A 20,255-nucleotide genomic window follows, 5' to 3' on the forward strand; every position below is an offset into this window, starting at 1 on the left:
GGTTCAGGCTTCAGGAGCCGGTCAGTTCCCCGCCGGCGGGACCGGGTTGGGGATGGCGCCGCCGAAGCGGCGGTCGCGCTGGGCGTACAGCTCGCAGGCGTGCCAGAGGTGGCGGCGGTCGAAGTCCGGCCACAGGGTGTCCATGAAGATCAGCTCCGCGTACGCGGACTGCCAGAGCAGGAAGTTCGACGTGCGCTGCTCGCCGGACGGGCGCAGGAACAGGTCCACCTCGGGCACCTCGGGGTGGTAGAGGTAGCGCGCGAAGACCTTTTCATTGATCTTGTCCGGGTCGACCTTGCCGGCGGCCACGTCGCGGGCCAGGGCCGCCGCCGCGTCGGCGACCTCCGCCTGGCCGCCGTAGTTCACGCAGAACTGCAGCGTCAGCGTCGTGTTGTGGCGCGACATCTCCTCGGCGGTCTGCAGCTCGGAGATCACGCTCTTCCACAGCCGCCCGGCCCGCCCGGACCAGACGACCCGGACGCCCAGCTCGACGAGCTGGTCGCGGCGGCGGCGGATCACGTCGCGGTTGAAGCCCATGAGGAAGCGCACCTCGTCGGGCGAGCGCCGCCAGTTCTCGGTCGAGAAGGCGTACGCCGACAGGTACGGGATGCCCAGCTCGATCGCGCCCTCGACCGTGTCGAACAGGGAGAACTCGCCCCGCTCGTGGCCCTTCGTGCGGGGCAGGCCGCGCTCCTTGGCCCACCGGCCGTTGCCGTCCATGACGATCGCCACGTGCTTCGGCAGCACCTCGGCGGGCAGCGCCGGCGGCCGGGCGCCCGACGGGTGCGGCGTGGGCGGCTTGAGGACAAGCGGACCGGCGGCGGCGCGACGGCGGCCCCGGCCGCCCAGCGATCTGATCACGTGCGCTCCCCATTGCTCGTCCGGTCCACCAACGGCAGCGAGCGTAACCCCCGCTCAAGGTGCCACTGCAGGTGCGCCGCGACCAGGCCGCTGCACTCGCGACGCGGGCGCTCCTCGCTGGCGTCGGCGACCTTCCAGTCGCCGTCGGCCAGGGCCACCATGAGGTCCAGGGTGGCCGGCGCGGGCCGGGTGGCGCCGGGTGGTCGGCAGTCCGGGCACACGGAACCCCCCGCGGGTACGGAGAACGCGCTGTGCCGCCCCGCCGTCCCGCACACGGCGCAGCCGCTCAGCGCGGGCGCCCAGCCGGCCGTCGCCATGGCCCGCAGCAGGTACGCGTCGAGGACCAGCGGGCCCGCGTGCTCGCGGGCCGACAGGGCCTTGAGCGCGCCGAGGGTGAGCAGGAACAGGCGCAGCGACGGCTCCTGCTCGATCGGGGTCAACCGCTCGGCGGTCTCCGCGATGGCGGACGCGGCCGTGTAGCGGGGGTAGTCGTCGAGGAACGTGCGCCCGTACAGGTCGATGCCCTCGACCTGGCTGACCATGTGCAGTGCGCGTTCGACGGTGGCCGGGTTGACCGTGGCCGACCCGGCGAGCTGCACGTCGATGTGCCCGAACGGCTCGAGCCGGGCGCCGAAGCGCGACGTGGTGCGGCGCACTCCCCGCGCGACCGCCCGGACGCGGCCGTGCCGGCGGGTGAAGAGCGTGATGATCCGGTCGGACTCACCGAGCTTCTGCGCGCGCAGCACGATCGCGTCGTCGCGGTAGAGCTTCGTGCGCATCCCGGGCATCGGACCATTGTGCCGCGCCCCAGCGCGGCGTGGGCAGGGTGACCTGCCCGACGGCGGGGGACACCGGCACCCCGGACGAGGGGACGCCGATCGCGGCGGCGGCGAGCACCGGGGCCCGTACGGCCGGAACGGGCAGGGCGGGTCGCCGCAGCGCCGGCACGGGCCGGGGCGCGCCGGGCACCAGCCGCACCGGCCGGCGGGCCGCGACGTCCTCGACCCAGCCGAAGACGAGGACCGCGACGACGACGAGGAGCGCGGCGAGCGCCAGCCGCCAGGTCAGACCGCCGATCCCGGCGGCGGCGAGCAGCGCGCCCGCCGCGACGATGGCCGACGAGTGCCAGAGGTAGATGGTGACCGCGCGGGCGTTGAGCACCGCCACCGCCCGCCGCAGGCGCGGCAGCCGGTCGACGAACGCCAGGTCGCGCGGGGCGAAGCCGACGAGCACGAGGACGAACGCCATGGACCAGAACGCGTCGGCTAGCGGCATGCCGTTGAGGTCCCAGGACCAGCCGGTCGGGTTGTGAAGGCCCGCCACCACGGCACCCAGGGCGAGCGCGACCGCGATGGCGACCCGCGCCCACGGGCGGATGCGGGCCAGCAGGTTGTCGTGGTGGGCGAAGCCGAGCAGCCAGCATCCGAAGTAGAGGCCGAAGTCGAGGATCACCTTGTTGACCGGCGGGCCGAACTCCAACGCCACCCGCGTCACGAGCGGAACGGCGAGCACCGGCACCGGCCACCGCCGGAACGCCCACAGCGCGATGGGGGACAACAACACGAACCACAGGTACTCGCGCAGGTACCACACGACGCCGAGCACCCGCGTGCCCCAGCCGTTGGCGACGGGGTCCTGCAGCGGGAGAACCCAGCGCAACAGGTGCCAGCCGACCGGCAGGCCGCCGATGAGCAGCATCGCCGGCACGAAGATGGCGCCGGCGAGCCACAACGGCGGCAGCAGGCGACGCAGCCGGCGCCCGACGGCGCGCACGCCGTGCCGGTCCAGCGACGCGGCCATCAGCGACCCTGCCAGGGCGAACATCACGCCCATGGCCGGAAGGACGACGGTCAGACCGACGATGCCGGTCGAGTGGTACAGCACAACCCGCACGATGGCGACGGCTCGAACGACGTCAAAGTAACGATTGCGCATCGCTGGTTCCTACCCAGCAAACCTGGACGGAAACTCAACGCCGGAATCCCTGTCACAGAGCGTCGTGGACGTCGCTGCGGTGGCCTAAATGGACGACCAGGACCACGAGGCGGTCATCTTCGACGGTGTAGACGATCCGGTAGTCGCCGACGCGGATGCGTAGCAGGCCCGGGTGTCCGGTCAGGACTTTGACGCCGTGGGACCGAGGGTCGGTCGAGAGGGTGGCGACCGCGGCGATGAGACGTGCCTGCACGGGTCGGTCGAGCTTACCGAGCAGCTTGGCGACCCTTCTGTCGACCTCGATCCGGTAGGTAGGTGGGGTGGCGGGACCGGACGTCGTCACAAGTCCAGCTCGGCGCGCAGCCCGGCCAGTGGAACGGGCTTGTCGCCGGCGTCGATACGGGCAAGGGCCTCACGGGCGGCGTTGACGTCGGCCGCGTCCTCGGCGCGTTCGATGGCCTCCGCCAGTTCGGCGGGCACGATCGCCGCGAGGCGCTGGCCGCGCCGGGTCAGGTAGGTGATCCGGCCGTTGAAGTGGGCGCGGGAGACCACGTTGGCGAGGTCGTCGCGGGCGCTGGAGATGGGCATCTCCTGCGGGTCGCGCGGTGATTCGTGGGCGGGCTGAGCCATACGCCAATCGTACGACTCGTACGGTTCGTACGCCACGCGTGGTCAGAAGCCGAGGCGTCGCAGTTGGCGGGGGTCGCGTTGCCAATCCTTCGCCACGCGCACGTGCAGGTCGAGGTAGACGCGGGTGCCGAGGAGGTCCTCGATCTCGCCGCGGGCGCGGGTGCCGACGTCGCGCAGCCGGCTGCCGCCGGCGCCGATGACGATCGCCTTCTGGCTCTGGCGCTCCACGTACACGTCGGCGTAGATCTTCGTCACCGCGCGGGGACCGGCGTCGGAGTCGGGCCGTTGGATCTCCTCCACGAGTACGGCGATGGAGTGCGGCAGTTCGTCGCGCACGCCCTCGAGCGCGGCCTCGCGGATCAGCTCCGCGATGAGCACCTGCTCGGGCTCGTCCGTGATCATGTCGGACGGGTAGAGCTGGGGCGAGCGCGGCAGATAGGTCGCGAGCACGTCGACGAGCACGTCGAGCTGGTCGCCGCTGACCGCGCTCACGGGCACGACCTCGGCGAAGTCGCCCAACTGGGTGACCGCGAGCAGGCGCTCGGCCAGCTCAGCCTTGCCGACCAGGTCGGTCTTCGTGACGACGGCGACCACGGGGGCCTTCAGTTCGGCGATCTCGGCCGTGATGAACCGGTCGCCGCGGCCGATCTCCTCGTCGGCCGGCAGGCACAGGCCGATCACGTCGACCTCGCTCCACGTCTGGCGGACCAGGTCGTTGAGGCGCTCGCCGAGGACAGTACGGGGTCTGTGCAGGCCGGGGGTGTCGACGAAGACGAGCTGCGCGTCCGGGCGGTGCACGACGCCGCGCACCACATGCCGGGTCGTCTGCGGCCGGTTGCTGGTGATCGCGATCTTCTGCCCGACGATGGCGTTGACGAGCGTCGACTTGCCCGCGTTGGGTCGGCCGACGAAGCATGCGAAGCCCGCCCGAAAGGCCTGCTCCTCAGCGCGACCCGCGCCCCGGCTCATGCCTCCACCGGGCCGGTGAGCGTGCCGATGACCGTGCCGTCCGGACCCGCCGCGTGCACGGGAGCCTCCGCCGACAGGTCGCGGACGGCCGCATAGCCCTCGCCATCCACTGTGGATGCCTCGGTCACGACCGCGGCCGCCTCCAGCACAGTGGCGCCCGCAGAGACGGCCTGGGCCACGGCGAGCTGCAGCGCCGACAGCGACAACGACGGCAGCCCGACCGTGGCGGCCGCGTACGTGCGGCCGTCGCCGTCGCGCACGGCCGCGCCCTCCAGGGCGACGGTGCGGGCGCGGGCCGACCGGGCGAGCGTGACCAGCTTCGCGTCCTCGGCGCTCAACGGGGCGATGTCGGTGTCCAGCTCAGGCATGAACGGTGCCACTCCTCAGGCGTCTGCGGTCTGCTTCTCGTCGCGTTCGGGGGCCAGTTCGGCCGCGCGTTCGCGGGTGACGAGCATGGTGTCGATGCGGTTGCGGCGGCCGGTGGCGCCCTCGGCCTCCAGGCGCAGCCCGCCGATGACGGCCACCGCGCCGGGGATCGGCACCCGGCCCAGGGCCTGCGCCAGCAGGCCGGCGACGGTCTCGACCTCGTCGGTGGGCAGTTCCACGTCGAACAGCTCGCCGAGGTCCTCGACCGGCAGGCGCGCGGTGACCCGCACCCGGTCGTCGTCGAGGCGTTCCACGGGCGGGCGCTCGTACTGGTCGTACTCGTCGGTGATCTCTCCGACGATCTCCTCGAGGATGTCCTCGATGGTGACCAGCCCGGCGGTGCCGCCGTACTCGTCGACGACGACCGCCATGTGGGTGCGCGCGGCCTGCATCTCCCGCAGCAGCTCGTCCACGTGCTTGGACTCGGGCACGTAGGCCGCGGACCGCATCACCTGGGACACCAGCTCGGTGGCCGGCTGCTCGCGCCGCACGAGATCCTTCAGGTAGGCGATGCCGAGCACGTCGTCGACGGTGTCGCCGATGACCGGCAGCCGCGAGAAGCCCGACCGCAGGGCGACCTGCAGGGCCTGCTTCACGGTGGCGTCCGACTCGACCCACACCATCTCCGTGCGTGGCACCATGACCTCGCGGGCGATGGTGTCGCCCAGCGCGAACACCGAATGGATCATCTCCCGCTCGTCGTGCTCCACGACGCCGCGCTGCTCCGCCAGGTCGACCAGCTCGCGCAGCTCCACCTGGCTGGCGAACGGCCCCTCGCGGAAGCCGCGACCGGGCGTGACCGCGTTGCCGACCCGGATGAGCAGGGTCGCCAGCGGCCCGAGCGCGCGGCCGAGCCAGCGCACCAGCGGGGCCAGCGCCAGACCGACCGCGTAGGAATGCTGCCGGCCGATCGTGCGCGGGCCGACCCCGACGACGACGAAACTGACCACGGACATGATGCCCGCGGTGAACAGCGCCGCCGGAAAGCCCGTCCCCCACGCGTCAAATGCCAGGATCGCGATGAGTACGGTCGCGGTCAGCTCGCACGCGAGCCGCAGGAGCAGCAGCAGGTTGACGTAGCGCGGCACGTCGGCCGCGATGATCTGCAGTGACTTGGCGCCCCGCCGGCCCTCGCGGGCCATCTCGGCCGCGCGCCCGGGCGACACGGTCGACATGGCGGCGTCCGACATGGCGAAGATGCCGGCCAGGACGACCAGGCCCGCGGCGACGATGATCAGAGTTGCCTCGGACACCCTCGGCTCCTCATCGGGCGGCTCGCCACCCCTCCAGCAGTTTGGCCTGCAGCCCGAACATCTCGCGCTCCTCGTCCGGCTCGGCATGGTCGTAGCCGAGCAGGTGGAGCACGCCGTGGACGGTGAGCAGGTGCAGCTCGTCGGCGGCCGTGTGGCCCGCGGTGGCGGCCTGCTTGGCCGCCACCTCCGGGCACAGCACGATGTCGCCGAGCAGGGCCGGCTCGGCGCCGGTCTCGGCCGGGCCGTGGTCGATCGTGCCCTCGTCCATCGGGAAGGCGAGCACGTCGGTGGGGCCGTCACCGCCCATCCACCGGTGGTTCAGCTCGGCCATGTAGCCGATGTCGACGAGCAGGATGCTCAGTTCGGCGAGCGGGTTGACGCCCATCTCGTCGAGGGCGTACCGGGCCACCGCGAGGATGGCGTCGGTCTCGACGACGGCCCCGGACTCGTTGGCGATCTCTATGGACACGATGCGAGTTTCCTCTGGTTCACCTCAACGCCTGCGGGCGGCCCGCCCATTGTGACCGCCGCGGCTCTGCACGGCGTGCACGACAGGCGCTTCCTGCTCGGCGTCCCACCGGGCGTACGCGTCAACGATCTCACCGACCAGGCGGTGACGGACAACGTCCGCGCTGGAGAGCTGCGCGAAGTGGACGTCCTCGACCTCGCTGAGGATGTCCCGCACGACGCGCAGGCCGCTCTTCGTGCCGCCCGGCAGGTCGACCTGGGTGATATCGCCCGTCACCACGATCTTGGAGCCGAACCCGAGCCGGGTCAGGAACATCTTCATCTGCTCGGGCGTGGTGTTCTGCGCCTCGTCCAGGATGATGAACGCGTCGTTGAGCGTGCGGCCGCGCATGTAGGCCAGCGGGGCGACCTCGATGGTGCCGTTGGCCATGAGCCGCGGGATCGACTCGGGGTCGAGCATGTCGTGCAGCGCGTCGTACAGCGGACGCAGGTACGGGTCGATCTTCTCGTTGAGCGTGCCGGGCAGGAAGCCCAGCCGCTCGCCGGCCTCGACGGCGGGCCGGGTGAGGATGATCCGGTTGACCTGCTTGGCCTGCAGCGCCTGGACGGCCTTGGCCATGGCCAGGTAGGTCTTGCCGGTGCCGGCGGGGCCGATGCCGAAGACGATCGTGTGCTCGTCGATCGAGTCCACGTACTTCTTCTGGCCCAGCGTCTTGGGTCGGATGGTGCGCCCGCGACGGGAGAGGATATTGAGGGTCAGCACCTCGGCGGGCCGCTCGGTGGTGCCCTCTTCGAGCATGCCCACCGTGCGGCGGACGGCGTCAGCGGTCAGCGTCTCGCCTTTCTCGATGAGTTCCAGTAGTTCGGCGAAGATGCGCTCGGCCAGAGCGTTGTCGGCCGGCGCGCCGGAGATGGTGATCTCGTTGCCGCGCACGTGCACGTCGCTGGCGACCGTGCGCTCGATCAGACGGAGAATCTCGTCGTTCGAGCCGAGCAGGCTCACCATCTGCTGCGGGTTGTCGACCGTGATCTTGGTCTGCACGCGCGGCTGTGCCGCTGGGGGTGGACTGGCGGTCATATCTCGGCCCGGCGGGCCTAAGCCACCTGCTCTCCGCAACTCGACGGCACTGGACCCCTCCTATGATATCGGGCCGACCCCCGCAAACGTCTAACGGATAAGTCGGACCATTCGCGCCGGCTCCCGGTTCCCGGACGTCCTACCCATCGACCGCCACCGACACACACGCCGTCGGCCCCGTGGATATCCCCAATCGCGCGCCCACTACCACCGGCAGGTGACAAAGTCGGACATGACGCACATCCACGTCCGAGGACACCACCATGACGCGGTTCCGACCCCGGCACCGGGAGGGTCGCATCACCGTCGCGAGCCTGCTGCGTCGGTCGTTCGCGGCGCTGGTCGTCCTGACCCTGCTCGGCGGCGCCGGAGCGATCTTCGTGGCACTCCCCCTGTACCTCACGGCGCGGGAGCGGATGGCCACCGTCATGCAGGCCCGCTCCGCGAACGCCGACATGAAGCGGGCGATCACGAGCGGCCAGCTGGCGCTGGACGGATACCTGCTCACGTCGGACCTGAAATACCGGCAGGTGTACTGGGAGGCCCAGCGCGCGTACCCCCAGCAAGTCGCGGAGCTGCGCAGCCTGACGGGCGGGGCGGAAGCCGCGGCCATCGCCGAGGTGGCGTACCAGACGGAGGTGTGGTGGTCGCTCGCCGACCGGTGCATCATCCAGGACCCGGCCGTCATCTCCGACAAGGAGATCAAGGAGGTCCTGGAGCGGTTCGACTACGTGGCGATCGCGACCGCCAACCTGGACAGTCGACTGACGACAACGGCGACGAACACGCTTGCCGATCTCGACGCGCTGGCCCGCGCCACGCTGATCGGGCTGGCCGTACTGACCGCCATCGCCGTGGCCATCGTCGCGTTGATCGGCTGGCGGGCGACCCGGCGCATCACCACCCCGCTCGGCCAGGTGGTCAACGCCATCGACGAACTCGCCCGGGAGAACGTCGACGTGCACGTGGACGCCGAGGAGGCGCCCGCGGAGATCGCCGCGGTCGCGGAGGCCGTGAACGAGGCCGCCGACCGGTCGGCGATGGAACGCCGGCTGCTGGCCGAGACCCGCAACGTGTCCGTCGCGGTGCGCGGGCACCTCTCCGGCGCGGAGGCGACCAGCGCCGCGACCCGCGGCCTGGGCCACCTGCTGAACGTCGACCACGTGCTGATCCGACCGTCCGCGACCGCGGAGGTCATCGCGACGTCCGCGACGTGGAGCGCGCCCGACGCGGTGGGCGACCCGACCACGCTGGTTCACGCGACCAAAGAGTGGCCGATCAACGAAGACCCGCTCTACGTCGTGGACGCGTCGGCGGAGCCCGACAGCTCGCTCACCGGGCAGGAACGGGACAGCCTGCGGGCTGCCGGCGCCGGACCGGCGGTCACCGCCGCCATCGGCGAGGGCGACGAGCGGATCGGGCACCTCATGGCCATCAAGCGGCTCGGTCATGGCACCTGGACGCCACTCGAGATCCAGGTGGTCCGCATGATCGCCGCCGACCTCGGCCGGGCGTTGACCCACGCACGGCTGTACGCCCACGAACAGGAACTGGTCCAGCGCCTCCAGGACCTGGACGCGGCCAAGACGGAGTTCCTGTCCAACATCTCCCACGACCTGCGCACCCCGCTGACCAGCGTGGCGGGCTACCTCGAGGTGCTGCTGGAGGAGGACACCGGACCGCTGAACCCGACCCAGACGAGGATGCTCACCGTCGTCGACCGCAACGTCGAGCGCCTGCGCATGCTCATCGAGGACCTTCTCGTGATGTCGCGGATCGAGTCGGCCACGATGACCATGACACTCGAGCCGATCGATGTCGGCGCCGTCCTGGAGGGCGCCTGCCAGACGCTGGCACCGAACGCGCGCATGGCCAGCGTCGCGATGACCTATGAGGTCGCCGGCCCGCTGCCGCTGCTCGGCGACCGGTACTACCTCGACCGCATGTTCATGAACGTGCTGTCGAACGCCGTCAAGTTCACCCCTCCCGGAGGGACGGTCACGGTCACCGGGCGGGCCGAGGGGTCAACCGTGGTGATGGTCGTGCGCGACTCCGGCATCGGCATCCCGCGCGACGAACTCGACAACCTGTTCACCCGGTTCTTCCGGGCCAGCAACACGGCCCGGCACGCGATCTCCGGGACCGGCCTGGGCCTGACGATCGTGCGGACCGTCGCCGAGCGCCACGGCGGCACCGTCACGATCGACTCCGAGGAGAACGTGGGCACCACGGTGACCATCCGGCTGCCGCTGTCCGACGATGTCAGCCCGGCGGCCACGTGAGGTCACGGCCCGACAGCACATGTGCGTGCACGTGGTGGACCGTCTGCCCGGCGGACGGGCCGGTGTTGAACACAACGCGGTAGCCGTCCGTCGCGCCCTCCGCGGCCGCCACGGCGGCGGCCGCGGCCAGCACCTCCGAGGCGAGGCCCGGATCGGCGGCGACGAGCTCGCCGACGTTCGCGTGGTGCGCGCGCGGGATCACCACCACATGGCTGGGCGCCTGGGGGTTGATGTCGCGGAACGCCAGCGTCGTCGGCGTCGAGTGGACCTCGGTCGCGGGGATCTCGCCGGCCACGATGCGACAGAACAGACAGTCGTTGCTCACACGGCGCATCCTAGGCGGTCCCGGTAGGCAGGCCCGGCAGCGACCAATCCGCCTGTTCGCGCAACCGTGGGCGGAACGGGCTCATACGCTGGCGGTATGGCCTATCCACCAATGCCGGGCGTGCCCGACCCGATGGCGCCCTACGGCGTCGATCCGGTCACCGGGCAGCCGCTGTCCGATAAGACCAAGCTCGTCGCCGGCCTGCTGCAGATCTTCCTGGGCGGCTTCGGCGTCGGCCGGTTCTATACGGGCCACACCAAGATCGCCGTACTCCAGATCGTGGTCACGATCTGCACGTTGGGCTTCGGCGCGCTCTGGGGTTTCATCGACGGCATCATCATCATCGCCAACGGCGGCACGGACGCCGAGGGCCGCGTCCTGCGCTGAACCTACCAGCGCCCCAAGCGGGCGCTGAATCTACCAACGCCCCAAGCGGGCGCTGAGCACCGACAGGGCGGCCACGCCGGCCGTCGAGGTGCGCAGCACCTCCGGGCCCAGCCGGACCGCTACCGCGCCGGCCGCGTCGAAGGCGGCCAGCTCCTCGTCGGCAATGCCACCCTCGGGGCCCACGACCAGCACGATCTCACCGGACGCCGGCAGGTCCACGGCCGTCAGCGGGGTGGTCGCCGACTCGTGCAGCACCAGCCCCAACGCGGCGTCGCGCAAGCGGCCGGCGAGCGCCGCCGTGCCCGCCGCGCCCGCGACGGTCGGCAGCCACGGGCGGCGGGCCTGCTTGGCGGCCTCCCGGGCGGTGTCCACCCAGCGCTGGCGGGACTTCTCCCCGCGCTCGTCCTTCCACCGGACCACCGACCGGGCGGCCGCCCACGGGACGACCTCGTCCACGCCGACCTCGGTCATGGCCTGTACGGCCAGCTCGCCCCGGTCGCCCTTGGCGATGCCCTGCGCGACGACGAGGGCGACCGCGTGCGGTGGGACGTACCCCCGGGTGGTGATCGACAGGTTGAGGGTGCCGCGCCCGACGGCGGTGACCACCGCGGACGCCGTGCCGCCCCGGCCGTCGGCGAGGATCAGCTGCTCGCCCGCCCGCAGGCGCTGCACCGTGGACGCGTGATGCCCCTCCGGCCCATCCAATGTGAAGAGATCACCGGAAGGAAGTTGCGCCACCAGAAAGAGCGGCAGACTCACTGGGCTGTCCGGTTCACTCGCCCCGCTCGCTCACTAGGCGTGCCCGTTGAACGCGTCGCGGATGGAGCTGAACAGGCCGCCCTTCTGACGGGAGACCTCGGCGATCTCCTCGCCGCGCAGCGCGGCCAGCTCGCGCAGGAGGCGCTCCTGCTCCGGGTCGAGCTTCGTGGGGGTGCGCACATCGAGGTGGACGTGCAGGTCGCCCCGACCGGTGCCGCGCAGGTGGGGCACGCCCCGGGCGCGCAGGCGCAGTGACGCGCCGTGCTGGGTGCCGGCCTTGACGTCGACCGTCTCCTCGCCGTCGAGGGTCTTGATCGTCAGGCGGGTGCCGAGCGCGGCGGCGGTCATCGGGAGGGTGACGCGGCAGTGCAGGTCGTCGCCCTTGCGGGAGAAGACGTCGTGCGGCCGCTCGTGGATCTCGACGTAGAGGTCGCCGGCGGGGCCGCCGCCGGGGCCGACCTCGCCCTGGTTGGCCAGGCGGATGCGCATGCCGTCCTCGACCCCGGCCGGGATCTTGACGGTGAGCGACCGGCGGCTGCGGACCCGACCGTCCCCCGCGCACTGCTGGCACGGGTGCGGGATGGTCGTGCCGTAGCCCTGGCAGGTCGGGCACGGGCGCGCCGAGACGACCTGGCCGAGGAACGTCTTCTGCACCGACTGGATCTCGCCCCGGCCCGCGCACGTCTCGCAGGTCTGCGGGTGCGTGCCGGCGGCCGTGCCCGCGCCGCTGCAGGTGGTGCAGAGCACCGCCGTGTCCACGGTGATCGGGGCGTCCACGCCGAAGGCGGTCTCGTGCAGGTCGAGGTCGAGGCGCAGGATCGCGTCGGCGCCGGCGCGCGTGCGGGGGCGCGGGCCGCGCGAGCCGCCGCCGCCGAAGAACGCGTCCATGATGTCCTGGAACCCGACGAACGGGCCCGCGCCGCCGGGGCCGGGGCCGCCGCCCTGCGGGGCGAGCGGGTCGCCGCCCAGGTCGACGATCTCACGCTTGCGCGGGTCGGAGAGGACCTCGTAGGCGGCGTTGATCTCCTTGAACTTCTCGTGCGCCGCCGGGTCCGGGTTCACATCGGGGTGGAACTCCCGCGCGAGCTTGCGGTAGGCGCGCTTGAGCTCGTCCGGCGACGCGCCCCGCTGCACCCCGAGGATGCCGTAGTAATCCTTGGCCACGTGAGTCCCAAGTCCTCAATCGTCTCGTACGTCGGTCGTCAGCTGCCCTCGAGCACGTCACCCAGGTAACGGGCGACGGCCCGCACCGTGGCGATCGTGCCCGGGTAGTCCATCCGGGTGGGCCCCAGCACACCCAGCCCGCCCACCATGGTGTCGCGCGGACCGTAGCCCGTGGCGACGACCGAGGTGGTGCGCAGGTCCTCGAATTCGTTCTCGTCGCCGATGCGCACGTGCGCGCTGGTCTGCCGGACCTGGCCGAAGAGCTTGAGGATGATGACCTCCTCCTCCAGCGCCTCCAGCACGGGCCGCAACGAGCCGGCGAAGTCGAGCATGTTGGCCCGGGCCAGGTTGGCGGTGCCGGCGATGGTCACCCGCTCCTCGCCGCGCTCGACGAGCGTCTCCAGCAGCACCGTCGACAGCGACGCCATGGCGCCGCTCAACTCGGGGCGGACCTGGTCGTGCAGGCCCGGCACGACGGTGGGTGTGTCGGTGAGCCAGCGGCCCACGAGCGCCTCGTTCATGGCGGCGCGCAGCTCGACGACGTCGTCGGCGCCGAGCGGGGCGGGCACGTCGACCAGGCGCTGCTCGACCCGGCCGGTGTCGGTGATCATGACGACCATCAGCCGGGTCGTGGAGATCGAGATCAGCTCCAGGTGCCGGACCTTGCTGCGCGACAGGCTCGGGTACTGCACGATGGCGACCTGTCGGGTCAACTGGGCGAGCAGGCGCACGGTGCGGTGCACCACGTCATCGAGGTCGACGGCACCGACCAGGAAGCGCTCGATGGCCCGGCGCTCGGCCGGGGTGAGCGGCTTGATCCGGGAGAGCTTGTCGACGAAGAGGCGGTAGCCCTTGTCGGTGGGGACCCGGCCGGCGCTGGTGTGCGGCTGGCGCAGGTAGCCCTCCTCCTCCAGCACGGCCATGTCGTTGCGCACCGTGGCCGGGGAGACGCGCAGGTTGTGCCGCTCGACGAGCGCGCGGCTGCCGACCGGCTCCTGGGTGGAGACGTAGTCCTCGACGATGGCGCGGAGCACTTCGAGCTTCCGGTCGTCCAGGGACATTCCGTCATCCTCCCCTCACTGTGCGCGCGCTGGCACTCCGAAACGGTGAGTGCCAGTCTACGTCGCCCTGGCCACGGACCGCGACGCGCGCAGCGTGGCGTGACACGCACTCACGGTGTCGCCCAATGGTCCCTCCCGAAGGGCCGTGCACACTAGCGCAGCGATCGTGATAGCCCTACGGTGACCCCCATGACTGAGCCTCCCCTCACACCCCCGCCCCCGCCGCCGCCCGCGGCCGGGCCGCCGCCCATCGGCTACTCCAGCAACGATGAGAAGACGTGGGTCCTCGTGTCCCACTTCGGTGGCGCCGCCGGCGCCCTCATCGGCACCGGCGGTGGCGGCTGGATCGCGCCGCTCATCGCGCTGCTGGCGAAGGGCAACGAGTCGCCGACCGTGCGCGCGCACGCGGTGGCCGCCCTCAACTTCCAGGTCCCGCTCGCCATCGCGGCCGTGATCGGCTGGATCACCGTCTGCATCGGCATCGGTTTCATCATCTGGATCGCCGCGATGATCGTGGGGATCATCTTCGGCGTCCTGGCCGGCCTCAAGGCCAACGAGGGCCAGTTCTACAAATACCCGTTCTCGCTTCCGCTGGTGAAGTAGGCCACATACGTGACCGGGGCGCCGACGGCGTCCCGGTCACGGCAGCAGGTCGCGGACCACGGCGTCGGCGAGCAGCCGTCCGCGCAGCGTGAGCACGGCCCGGTCCCGCTGGAGCTCCAGCAGGCCATCGGCGACGGCCCGCTCGGCCGAGGCCAGCCCCGCCGGCGTCAGCCGGTCCAGCGGCAGCCCTTCAGCCAACCGCAGGCGGAGCATGACGTCCTCCAGGTGCCGCTCGTCCGCGGTCAGCGTCTCCCGGCCCGCCGCCGGGGAGACCCCGTCGGCCAGCGCCGCCGCGTAGCGCGTCGGGTGGCGCACGTTCCACCAGCGCACCCCGCCGACGTGGCTGTGCGCGCCCGGCCCGAACCCCCACCAGTCCCCGCCGCGCCAGTAGATCAGGTTGTGCCGGCAGCGGGCCGCCTCGTCGCGCGCCCAGTTTGACACCTCGTACCAGCTCAGGCCGGCGCCGCCGAGCGCGGCGTCCGCGGCCAGGTAGCGGTCCGCGGCCACATCATCGCTGGGCGCGGGGAGCTCGCCCCGGCGCACGCGCGCCGCGAGCCGCGTGCCGTCCTCCACAATCAGGGAGTACGCCGAGACGTGGTCGACCCCGGCGGCGACGGCGCTGTCGAGGGAGGCGGCGAAGTCCTCCGCCCGCTCCCCCGGCGTCCCGTAGATCAGGTCGAGGTTGACGTGCTCGAAGCCGGCGTCGCGCGCCTCGTGCGCGGCCCGCGCGGCCCGGCCGGGCGTGTGCCTACGGTCCAGGACCGCCAGGACGTGCGCGGCGGCGGACTGCATGCCGAGCGAGATCCGGGTGAAGCCGGCGCTTCTGAGCGCCCGCAGCGACGCCGGGTCGACCGACTCGGGGTTCGCCTCCGTGGTGATCTCCGCGTCGGCGGCCAGGCCGAACGTCTTGTCGATGGTCTCCACGATCCGGGCGAGGTCGGCGGGCGGGAGCAGGGTGGGCGTGCCGCCGCCCACGAAGATCGTCCGGGCGGGCGGGGCCGCGCCGGCGAGGACCCGGCCCGCGAGCTCGATCTCCCGGACCAGCGTGTCCACGTACTCCGCCTGGCTGGCGCCGCCGCCCAGCTCGGCGGCCGTGTACGTGTTGAAGTCGCAGTAGCCGCACCGGGACGCGCAGAACGGCACGTGCACGTAGATCCCGAACCCGTCGGCCCCGACGTCTGTCAGGGCGGGCGCGGGCAGCGCCCCGTCGGGCGGAGCGGGGTCGCCGTCGGGCAGCGTGCTGGGCATGGTTCCCAGTGTGCCGTAGCGTCGCGGCATGACCTTGGTTGATGTCGTCGTGGACCGGGGTGTGGCCACCCTCACCCTGAACAGCACGGCCAACCGGAACGCGCTGTCGTTCCGGTTGATGGACGAGCTGTCGGCCGCGCTCACGGCGGCGGTCGGGGACCCGGCGGTGCGGGTCATCCTGCTCTCGCACGCCGGCCCGGTCTTCTGCGCCGGCGCGGACCTGCGCGAGACGACGGCGGCGGTGTCGGCCGGCACGACGCTGCCCGTGGTGCGCCTCGCCCAACTGCTGGCCGACCTGTGGGAGTGCCCGAAACCGCTGGTCGCCCGCGTCGCCGGGCCGGCCCGGGCGGGCGGGCTGGGCCTGCTCGCGACCGCCGACCTCGTGTTCGCGGCGGCGTCGGCGACGTTCGCCTTCACCGAGGTCCGCCTGGGCGTGGTGCCCGCCGCGATCTCGCCCGTGGTGCAGCCCCGGCTGACCGCGCGCGGCCTCGCCGAGCTGTACCTGACGGCCGAGCCGGTGCCCGCCGCCCGCGCGGCAGCGGCGGGCCTGGTCACCGCCGTGGTGCCGGACGACGGGTTGGACGAGGCGGTGGCGGCCGCGGGCGCGGCCGTGGTGCGCGGCGCGCCCGGCGCCCTGGCCGAGACCAAGCGGATCTGCCGGGACGGGCCGGGGGTCGTGCTCGGGGAGGGGCCGTCGGCGACGGCGATGCGCGCCCGGCTGGCCGCCGCCGCCGAGCTGTCGGCGCGTACGTTCGCCGGGCCGGAGGGACGCGAGGGATTGGCTGCCTTCGCCGAGAAACGCCAGCCGTACTGGGAGGCGTAGCCCGTACGGCCGACGCGCCGATGTGATCACCGCCGAACGTGACGGTCGTTAGGCGAATGTGAGCAACTTGACACACCGGGCCAGAAGACGCGCGGCCGCCGTGGCGCTGGCGACCGTCGCGGGGGCAACTGGATGCCTCATCGGGGCTGCGCCCGCGGCGGCCGGCACTGCCGTCGTGTACTCCGACTTCGAGGACGGCACGCACCAGAGCTGGGCCCCGATGGCGAGCCCGACGACCATCACCAATACCTCGGCGGTGGCCCACACCGGCAGCCGGAGCCTGCTGGCGTCCAGCCGGTCCGCCGGTGCCCAGGGTCCGGCGCTCAACATCACCAACAGCATGCGGATCGGCATGCGGTACCAGTTCTCCGTCTGGGTACGGACGGTGAGCGTGCCGGCCAACGTCAACATCACCGTCCGGCAGATGTCCGGCACCGCCCAGGAAGCGGGCGTCCAGGTCGCCAGCAACGTGGCCGTCGGGCCGACCAGGTGGACCCACCTACGTGGCACGTACACGCCGCCGTACGGCTACGACCGGTTCCAGGTGCGGGTGGAGACGGGCAACGGGCCGGAGCCGTTCTACATCGACGACTTCACGCTGACGGTCCTGGAGACGACGCAGCCGCCGGTCATCACGAACCCGGCCAGCGGCTCGGTCGTCGCCTCCCGACAGCCGACGATCATCGGCGTCGGTCCGCCGTTCACGACGGTGACCGTCACCGACGGCCCGACGGTGGTGTGCCGGGCCCGGGTCGACAAGGCCGGCGACTGGCGGTGCGAGGCGCAGGCCGCCCTGGCGGGCGGCGGTCACACCGTCACACCGACCGTCCACGACGCGGCGGGCAACGCGACGGCGGGCACCCCGGTGACGTTCACGGTGAGCGCGGCGGCCACCCCCGCGCCCCCTGTGATCCTCCTGCCCCGGCCGGACACGACGCTCGCGAACGCCACCGTGACCGTGTCCGGCACCGGGCCCCCGTCCGGCGAGGTGCTCGTGTCGGAGGACGGCCGCGTGCTGTGCGGCGCCACGGTCCTCGCGGACGGCACGTGGCGGTGCACGCCGGGCACGCCGTTCAGCGGCGGCCGGCACACCATCTACGCGGCGGTGCGCAACGGCACCGGCCCGGTCAGCTCCGCCCGGTCGGTCACGTTCGGCGTCGACACCTCGATCCCCTGGCCGCCCACCGTCCGCGATCCCGCCCCCGGGGCCACCGCCAACATCCGCCAGCCCGTCATCTCCGGTACGGGCGAGCCGGGCGTGACCGTGCGGGTCACCATCGACCGGGTGCTCGCGTGCGTGGTCACGGTCGGCTTCGACCAGTCGTGGCGCTGCGTCCCGGACGCGCCCGTACCGGACGGGCAGCACCTGCTCGTCGCGACCGCGGTCGACGCGGCCGGCAACTGGGCGAACGCGCGGGCGGTCTCGTTCTTCGTGCGCGCGTCCTGATCGACCTTGGGTCCGGTGGCGTCGTCCGGCTAGGGTGGCGACCGGAGGGTCAGGCATGCGACTGCGGTCGGTGGTGGGGGTGCTGGTCGTCCTCGCCGTCATCGCGGGCGTGGGCGCGTTCGTCGTGCTGCGCCGGGTCAGCCCGGACCTGCCCGGGATCCTGCTCGGCAGGCCCTGCACGGTGGGCTCCGGCGACGGGTCGGTCTCGCTGGACACGGCGCAGATGGCCAACGCCGCCACCATCGCCGCCGTCGGCCTGCGTCGGGGCGTCCCGGACCGGGCCGTCGTCATCGCGCTGGCGACCGCGTTCCAGGAGTCGGAGCTGCGCAACCTCGCGCACGGCGACCGCGACTCGCTCGGCCTGTTCCAGCAGCGCACCAGCCAGGGCTGGGGCACCGAGAAGCAGATCCAGGATCCGCGGTACGCGGCCGGCAAGTTCTACTCCGCGCTGCTGAAGGTCAAGGGCTGGCAGCAGATGCGGGTCACCGAGGCGGCCCAGAAGGTGCAGCGCAGCGCCTACCCCGAGGCGTACCAGAAGTGGGCCGACGAGGCGGAGGTGCTCACCGCCGCGCTCGCCGGCCACGCGGAGGGGGCCGTGACGTGCCGCGTCACCGGCCAGCCCGGCAGCCGCGGCCCGGCCGCCGCCGAGCAGCTCGGTGCGGCCATGCGCAAGGACTGGGGCAAGCTGCTCACGGTCGCCGGCGGCGCCGACACGGGGATCGAACTCGCGGCCACCTCGGACAGGTCCGGCTGGCAGCTCGCCCACTGGCTGGTGGCCCACGCCGCCGACCGGGGCGTCAGTGTCGTGCGCTTCGGCACCCGCGAGTGGCGCGCGGACAGCGGCGGCTGGAAGCGCGTGGACGCGTCGGGCGGCGGCGCGGGCGAGCGCGTGGTCGCCGAGGTCTTCGCGCCGGCGTAGCCGGCGCCTGCCGGTTTCGCTGCAGCGTAGTCGGGGTCTCACCAGGCGTGACGCGCGTCATAGCGGTCGCCGGACCCCTCAGCGTTCCTTGAGTTGCACGGGTGACCGCCGAAAGATGAGCGCGGCTACTATCGGCCGGTCACCCCGTTCCGCCCTACCCACTCAAAGGGGAGGAAATGACCGCTTCATTCGATTATGGCGGCCGCACCGGCTACGAGCCGATCAGCGAAGTCGACCGCAAGGAGTTCCACGAGCAGGGTTTCCTGCTGCTCCGGAACGTCCTCACCGAGGACCACCGTGCGGCCCTCGAAGCGGCGGTCGACCGCGTCTACGCGGAGGAGAAGGCGGCCGGCAACACCAAGCCCGACGGCACCCTGCACCTGCTCGGCTTCCTCGAGCGCGACGAGCTGTTCGGTGAGCTGCTGACCCACCCGATCGCGTTCCCGTACATGTGGGGCCTGGCCGGCTGGAACATCTACAGCCACCACAACCACCTCGACGTCACTCCCCCCGCCGCCGAGCCCGAGAAGCCGTACTGGGGCTGGCACCAGGACGGTTACCGGCAGAACTCCGACCCCGAGACGATGGACCCCAACGTCCCGCGGCCGATGTTCTCGCTCAAGGTCGCCTACGTGCTCTCCGACCTGTCGGAGACCGGCCGTGGCGCCACAAAGGTCATCCCGGGCAGCCACCTGTGGAACTCGCTCGACCGCCCCGCGGACCTGTCCGTGCACAACCCGGACCCCGAGGGCACCGTCGAGATCACCGCGAACCCCGGCGACGCGTTCATCTTCGACCGCCGCCAGTGGCACTCGCGCTCGACGAACCTGTCGACGATCACCCGCAAGATGCTCTTCGTCGGCTACACCTACCGGTGGATCCGCCCGCTGGACGAGCTGCACCCCGACATCAACGGCGAGTGGTACAAGAACCGCACGCCGGTGCAGCGCCAGCTGATCGGCGAGGGTGGCCACACGGCCAACTTCTGGGGCATCAACTGGGACGGCTACATCGACGAGGAGATCCCCCTGCGCAAGGAGCTCAAGACCAGAGGGCTCCTCGACAGGAACATCCCCTGGCTCCGCTAGGCAGTTCAGACGAAAGGGGTACCTCATGGGTACCCCTTTCGTCGTTCTACGAGGCCGCGTCCGCGGCGGCCGACGCGCGGGCGCGGGCCATGTACCGCTCGAAGATGGCGTTCTCGCTCGGCGCGTCCAGCGACAGCTGGTTTCGAAACGAGGTTCGACAAGCCCTTTTTCAACGCGGAGTGAGGGGCACCCGGCCCACCATCCGGGTGCCCCTCGGGCTCTGGTGCTGCTTAGTAGGTGCTGCGGCGCCCACCGGCCAGGGACACGGTGAGCATGACGCCCACGGCCGCGAGGCCGATCTGGATCAGCAGCTCGACCCAGTCCACGCCGTTCGTGGTGGCCACGCCGAGCGACCGGGCGATCGCGGTGCCCAGCAGGGCGGCGCCGACACCGATCAGCATCGTCAGCCACAGCGGGATGTCCTGCCGGCCCGGGACCACGAGGCGCCCGAGGGCACCGACGATGAGGCCGACGATGATGGCCGTGATAATTCCAGTGACAGTCATGACGCCTCCAATTCCGGGGCTCT

At 71.9% G+C, this 20,255-nt stretch carries 23 protein-coding genes; 7 read left to right on the plus strand and 16 right to left on the minus strand.

Annotation, left to right across the window (positions count from 1 at the left end):
* Window positions 1-21: 21 nt before the first annotated feature.
* The 10 genes from ABD211_RS08775 to ABD211_RS08820 are packed head-to-tail and all read right to left on the minus strand — an operon-like array spanning window position 22 to window position 7,620.
* Window positions 22-858, minus strand: a complete 837-nt coding sequence (locus tag ABD211_RS08775; RefSeq protein ID WP_344128234.1) for an isoprenyl transferase — start codon at window positions 856-858, stop codon at window positions 22-24.
* Complete coding sequence (gene recO / locus ABD211_RS08780; protein WP_344128182.1) at window positions 858-1,649, minus strand: DNA repair protein RecO; 792 nt, start codon at window positions 1,647-1,649, stop codon at window positions 858-860. The genes ABD211_RS08775 and recO overlap by 1 nt, the downstream gene beginning before the upstream one ends.
* Window positions 1,582-2,796: an acyltransferase family protein gene (locus ABD211_RS08785; protein WP_344128184.1), complete on the minus strand. Its 1,215-nt coding sequence runs from the start codon at window positions 2,794-2,796 to the stop codon at window positions 1,582-1,584. The genes recO and ABD211_RS08785 overlap by 68 nt, the downstream gene beginning before the upstream one ends.
* 52 nt (window positions 2,797-2,848) lie before the next feature.
* Window positions 2,849-3,139, minus strand: a complete 291-nt coding sequence (locus ABD211_RS08790) for a type II toxin-antitoxin system RelE family toxin (RefSeq protein ID WP_344128186.1) — start codon at window positions 3,137-3,139, stop codon at window positions 2,849-2,851.
* A complete protein-coding gene (locus ABD211_RS08795) occupies window positions 3,136-3,426 on the minus strand; it encodes a type II toxin-antitoxin system Phd/YefM family antitoxin (protein WP_344128188.1) in 291 nt (96 codons plus the stop codon). The genes ABD211_RS08790 and ABD211_RS08795 overlap by 4 nt, the downstream gene beginning before the upstream one ends.
* A gap of 42 nt (window positions 3,427-3,468) precedes the next feature.
* Window positions 3,469-4,395 carry a GTPase Era gene (era, locus tag ABD211_RS08800; protein ID WP_344128190.1) on the minus strand — a complete coding sequence of 309 codons (927 nt, stop codon included), beginning with the start codon at window positions 4,393-4,395 and terminating at the stop codon, window positions 3,469-3,471.
* Window positions 4,392-4,763 carry a cytidine deaminase gene (locus ABD211_RS08805; protein WP_344128192.1) on the minus strand — a complete coding sequence of 124 codons (372 nt, stop codon included), beginning with the start codon at window positions 4,761-4,763 and terminating at the stop codon, window positions 4,392-4,394. The genes era and ABD211_RS08805 overlap by 4 nt, the downstream gene beginning before the upstream one ends.
* 15 nt (window positions 4,764-4,778) lie before the next feature.
* Window positions 4,779-6,074, minus strand: coding sequence for a hemolysin family protein (locus ABD211_RS08810; RefSeq protein ID WP_344128193.1), 1,296 nt, complete (start codon window positions 6,072-6,074; stop codon window positions 4,779-4,781).
* 10 nt (window positions 6,075-6,084) lie between these two features.
* Window positions 6,085-6,543, minus strand: coding sequence for an rRNA maturation RNase YbeY (ybeY, locus tag ABD211_RS08815; RefSeq protein ID WP_344128195.1), 459 nt, complete (start codon window positions 6,541-6,543; stop codon window positions 6,085-6,087).
* Window positions 6,544-6,567: 24 nt separating this feature from the next.
* Window positions 6,568-7,620: a PhoH family protein gene (locus ABD211_RS08820; protein ID WP_344128197.1), complete on the minus strand. Its 1,053-nt coding sequence runs from the start codon at window positions 7,618-7,620 to the stop codon at window positions 6,568-6,570.
* Between the two features lie 263 nt (window positions 7,621-7,883).
* Here ABD211_RS08820 and ABD211_RS08825 point away from each other — a divergent pair, with 263 nt between their 5' ends.
* On the plus strand, window positions 7,884-9,902 hold the full coding sequence (locus ABD211_RS08825; RefSeq protein ID WP_344128199.1) for an ATP-binding protein: 2,019 nt from the start codon (window positions 7,884-7,886) through the stop codon (window positions 9,900-9,902).
* On the opposite strand, the gene ABD211_RS08830 is transcribed toward ABD211_RS08825, so the two are convergent.
* Window positions 9,883-10,227, minus strand: a complete 345-nt coding sequence (locus ABD211_RS08830; protein WP_344128201.1) for an HIT domain-containing protein — start codon at window positions 10,225-10,227, stop codon at window positions 9,883-9,885. The two genes, ABD211_RS08825 and ABD211_RS08830, sit on opposite strands and share 20 nt — an antisense overlap.
* A 96-nt stretch (window positions 10,228-10,323) precedes the next feature.
* Here ABD211_RS08830 and ABD211_RS08835 point away from each other — a divergent pair, with 96 nt between their 5' ends.
* Window positions 10,324-10,614 carry a TM2 domain-containing protein gene (locus ABD211_RS08835; RefSeq protein WP_344128203.1) on the plus strand — a complete coding sequence of 97 codons (291 nt, stop codon included), beginning with the start codon at window positions 10,324-10,326 and terminating at the stop codon, window positions 10,612-10,614.
* Between the two features lie 30 nt (window positions 10,615-10,644).
* On the opposite strand, the gene ABD211_RS08840 is transcribed toward ABD211_RS08835, so the two are convergent.
* Genes ABD211_RS08840 through hrcA form a run of 3 tightly spaced genes read right to left on the minus strand, consistent with a single transcriptional unit; the run spans window position 10,645 to window position 13,598 of the window.
* The gene (locus ABD211_RS08840) at window positions 10,645-11,373 is read right to left on the minus strand and encodes a 16S rRNA (uracil(1498)-N(3))-methyltransferase (RefSeq protein ID WP_344128205.1); all 729 of its coding nucleotides are present in this window, start codon (window positions 11,371-11,373) and stop codon (window positions 10,645-10,647) included.
* A 33-nt stretch (window positions 11,374-11,406) separates the two neighbouring features.
* Complete coding sequence (gene dnaJ / locus ABD211_RS08845; RefSeq protein ID WP_344128207.1) at window positions 11,407-12,537, minus strand: molecular chaperone DnaJ; 1,131 nt, start codon at window positions 12,535-12,537, stop codon at window positions 11,407-11,409.
* Window positions 12,538-12,575: 38 nt separating this feature from the next.
* On the minus strand, window positions 12,576-13,598 hold the full coding sequence (gene hrcA / locus ABD211_RS08850; protein ID WP_344128209.1) for a heat-inducible transcriptional repressor HrcA: 1,023 nt from the start codon (window positions 13,596-13,598) through the stop codon (window positions 12,576-12,578).
* Window positions 13,599-13,787: 189 nt separating this feature from the next.
* Here hrcA and ABD211_RS08855 point away from each other — a divergent pair, with 189 nt between their 5' ends.
* A complete protein-coding gene (locus tag ABD211_RS08855; protein WP_344128211.1) occupies window positions 13,788-14,201 on the plus strand; it encodes a DUF4870 domain-containing protein in 414 nt (137 codons plus the stop codon).
* A 36-nt stretch (window positions 14,202-14,237) separates the two neighbouring features.
* Here ABD211_RS08855 and hemW read toward each other — a convergent pair whose 3' ends face one another.
* Window positions 14,238-15,449 (minus strand): radical SAM family heme chaperone HemW, encoded by a 1,212-nt coding sequence (gene hemW / locus ABD211_RS08860; RefSeq protein WP_344128213.1) that lies wholly within the window; start codon window positions 15,447-15,449, stop codon window positions 14,238-14,240.
* Between the two features lie 28 nt (window positions 15,450-15,477).
* Here hemW and ABD211_RS08865 point away from each other — a divergent pair, with 28 nt between their 5' ends.
* From ABD211_RS08865 to ABD211_RS08880, 4 genes are all read left to right on the plus strand, one after another.
* Window positions 15,478-16,272, plus strand: coding sequence for an enoyl-CoA hydratase-related protein (locus tag ABD211_RS08865; protein ID WP_344128215.1), 795 nt, complete (start codon window positions 15,478-15,480; stop codon window positions 16,270-16,272).
* Between the two features lie 58 nt (window positions 16,273-16,330).
* Entirely contained in the window at window positions 16,331-17,719 is a 1,389-nt protein-coding gene (locus ABD211_RS08870; protein ID WP_344128217.1) for an Ig-like domain-containing protein, read from the plus strand.
* Between the two features lie 55 nt (window positions 17,720-17,774).
* The gene (locus ABD211_RS08875) at window positions 17,775-18,638 is read left to right on the plus strand and encodes a hypothetical protein (RefSeq protein WP_344128219.1); all 864 of its coding nucleotides are present in this window, start codon (window positions 17,775-17,777) and stop codon (window positions 18,636-18,638) included.
* 176 nt (window positions 18,639-18,814) lie between these two features.
* Window positions 18,815-19,726: a phytanoyl-CoA dioxygenase family protein gene (locus tag ABD211_RS08880; RefSeq protein ID WP_344128221.1), complete on the plus strand. Its 912-nt coding sequence runs from the start codon at window positions 18,815-18,817 to the stop codon at window positions 19,724-19,726.
* 230 nt (window positions 19,727-19,956) lie between these two features.
* On the opposite strand, the gene ABD211_RS08885 is transcribed toward ABD211_RS08880, so the two are convergent.
* Window positions 19,957-20,232 (minus strand): GlsB/YeaQ/YmgE family stress response membrane protein, encoded by a 276-nt coding sequence (locus ABD211_RS08885; RefSeq protein WP_344128223.1) that lies wholly within the window; start codon window positions 20,230-20,232, stop codon window positions 19,957-19,959.
* Window positions 20,233-20,255 lie beyond the last annotated feature (23 nt).

Origin of the sequence: Luedemannella flava (assembly GCF_039528515.1) — a bacterium.
Lineage (GTDB): Bacteria > Actinomycetota > Actinomycetes > Mycobacteriales > Micromonosporaceae > Luedemannella > Luedemannella flava.

Excerpts from the sequence above, each read along its gene's own strand:
- ABD211_RS08825 (WP_344128199.1), top strand. The coding sequence starts at position 7,884 with ATGACGCGGTTCCGACCCCGGCACCGGGAGGGTCGCATCACCGTCGCG.
- ABD211_RS08875 (WP_344128219.1), top strand. The coding sequence starts at position 17,775 with ATGCGACTGCGGTCGGTGGTGGGGGTGCTGGTCGTCCTCGCCGTCATC.
- hemW (WP_344128213.1), bottom strand. The coding sequence starts at position 15,449 with ATGCCCAGCACGCTGCCCGACGGCGACCCCGCTCCGCCCGACGGGGCG.
- recO (WP_344128182.1), bottom strand. The coding sequence starts at position 1,649 with ATGCCCGGGATGCGCACGAAGCTCTACCGCGACGACGCGATCGTGCTG.
- ABD211_RS08785 (WP_344128184.1), bottom strand. The coding sequence starts at position 2,796 with ATGCGCAATCGTTACTTTGACGTCGTTCGAGCCGTCGCCATCGTGCGG.
- ABD211_RS08885 (WP_344128223.1), bottom strand. The coding sequence starts at position 20,232 with ATGACTGTCACTGGAATTATCACGGCCATCATCGTCGGCCTCATCGTC.
- ABD211_RS08855 (WP_344128211.1), top strand. The coding sequence starts at position 13,788 with ATGACTGAGCCTCCCCTCACACCCCCGCCCCCGCCGCCGCCCGCGGCC.
- ABD211_RS08795 (WP_344128188.1), bottom strand. The coding sequence starts at position 3,426 with ATGGCTCAGCCCGCCCACGAATCACCGCGCGACCCGCAGGAGATGCCC.
- ABD211_RS08880 (WP_344128221.1), top strand. The coding sequence starts at position 18,815 with ATGACCGCTTCATTCGATTATGGCGGCCGCACCGGCTACGAGCCGATC.
- ABD211_RS08865 (WP_344128215.1), top strand. The coding sequence starts at position 15,478 with ATGACCTTGGTTGATGTCGTCGTGGACCGGGGTGTGGCCACCCTCACC.
- era (WP_344128190.1), bottom strand. The coding sequence starts at position 4,395 with ATGAGCCGGGGCGCGGGTCGCGCTGAGGAGCAGGCCTTTCGGGCGGGC.
- ABD211_RS08820 (WP_344128197.1), bottom strand. The coding sequence starts at position 7,620 with ATGACCGCCAGTCCACCCCCAGCGGCACAGCCGCGCGTGCAGACCAAG.
- hrcA (WP_344128209.1), bottom strand. The coding sequence starts at position 13,598 with ATGTCCCTGGACGACCGGAAGCTCGAAGTGCTCCGCGCCATCGTCGAG.
- ABD211_RS08835 (WP_344128203.1), top strand. The coding sequence starts at position 10,324 with ATGGCCTATCCACCAATGCCGGGCGTGCCCGACCCGATGGCGCCCTAC.
- ABD211_RS08805 (WP_344128192.1), bottom strand. The coding sequence starts at position 4,763 with ATGCCTGAGCTGGACACCGACATCGCCCCGTTGAGCGCCGAGGACGCG.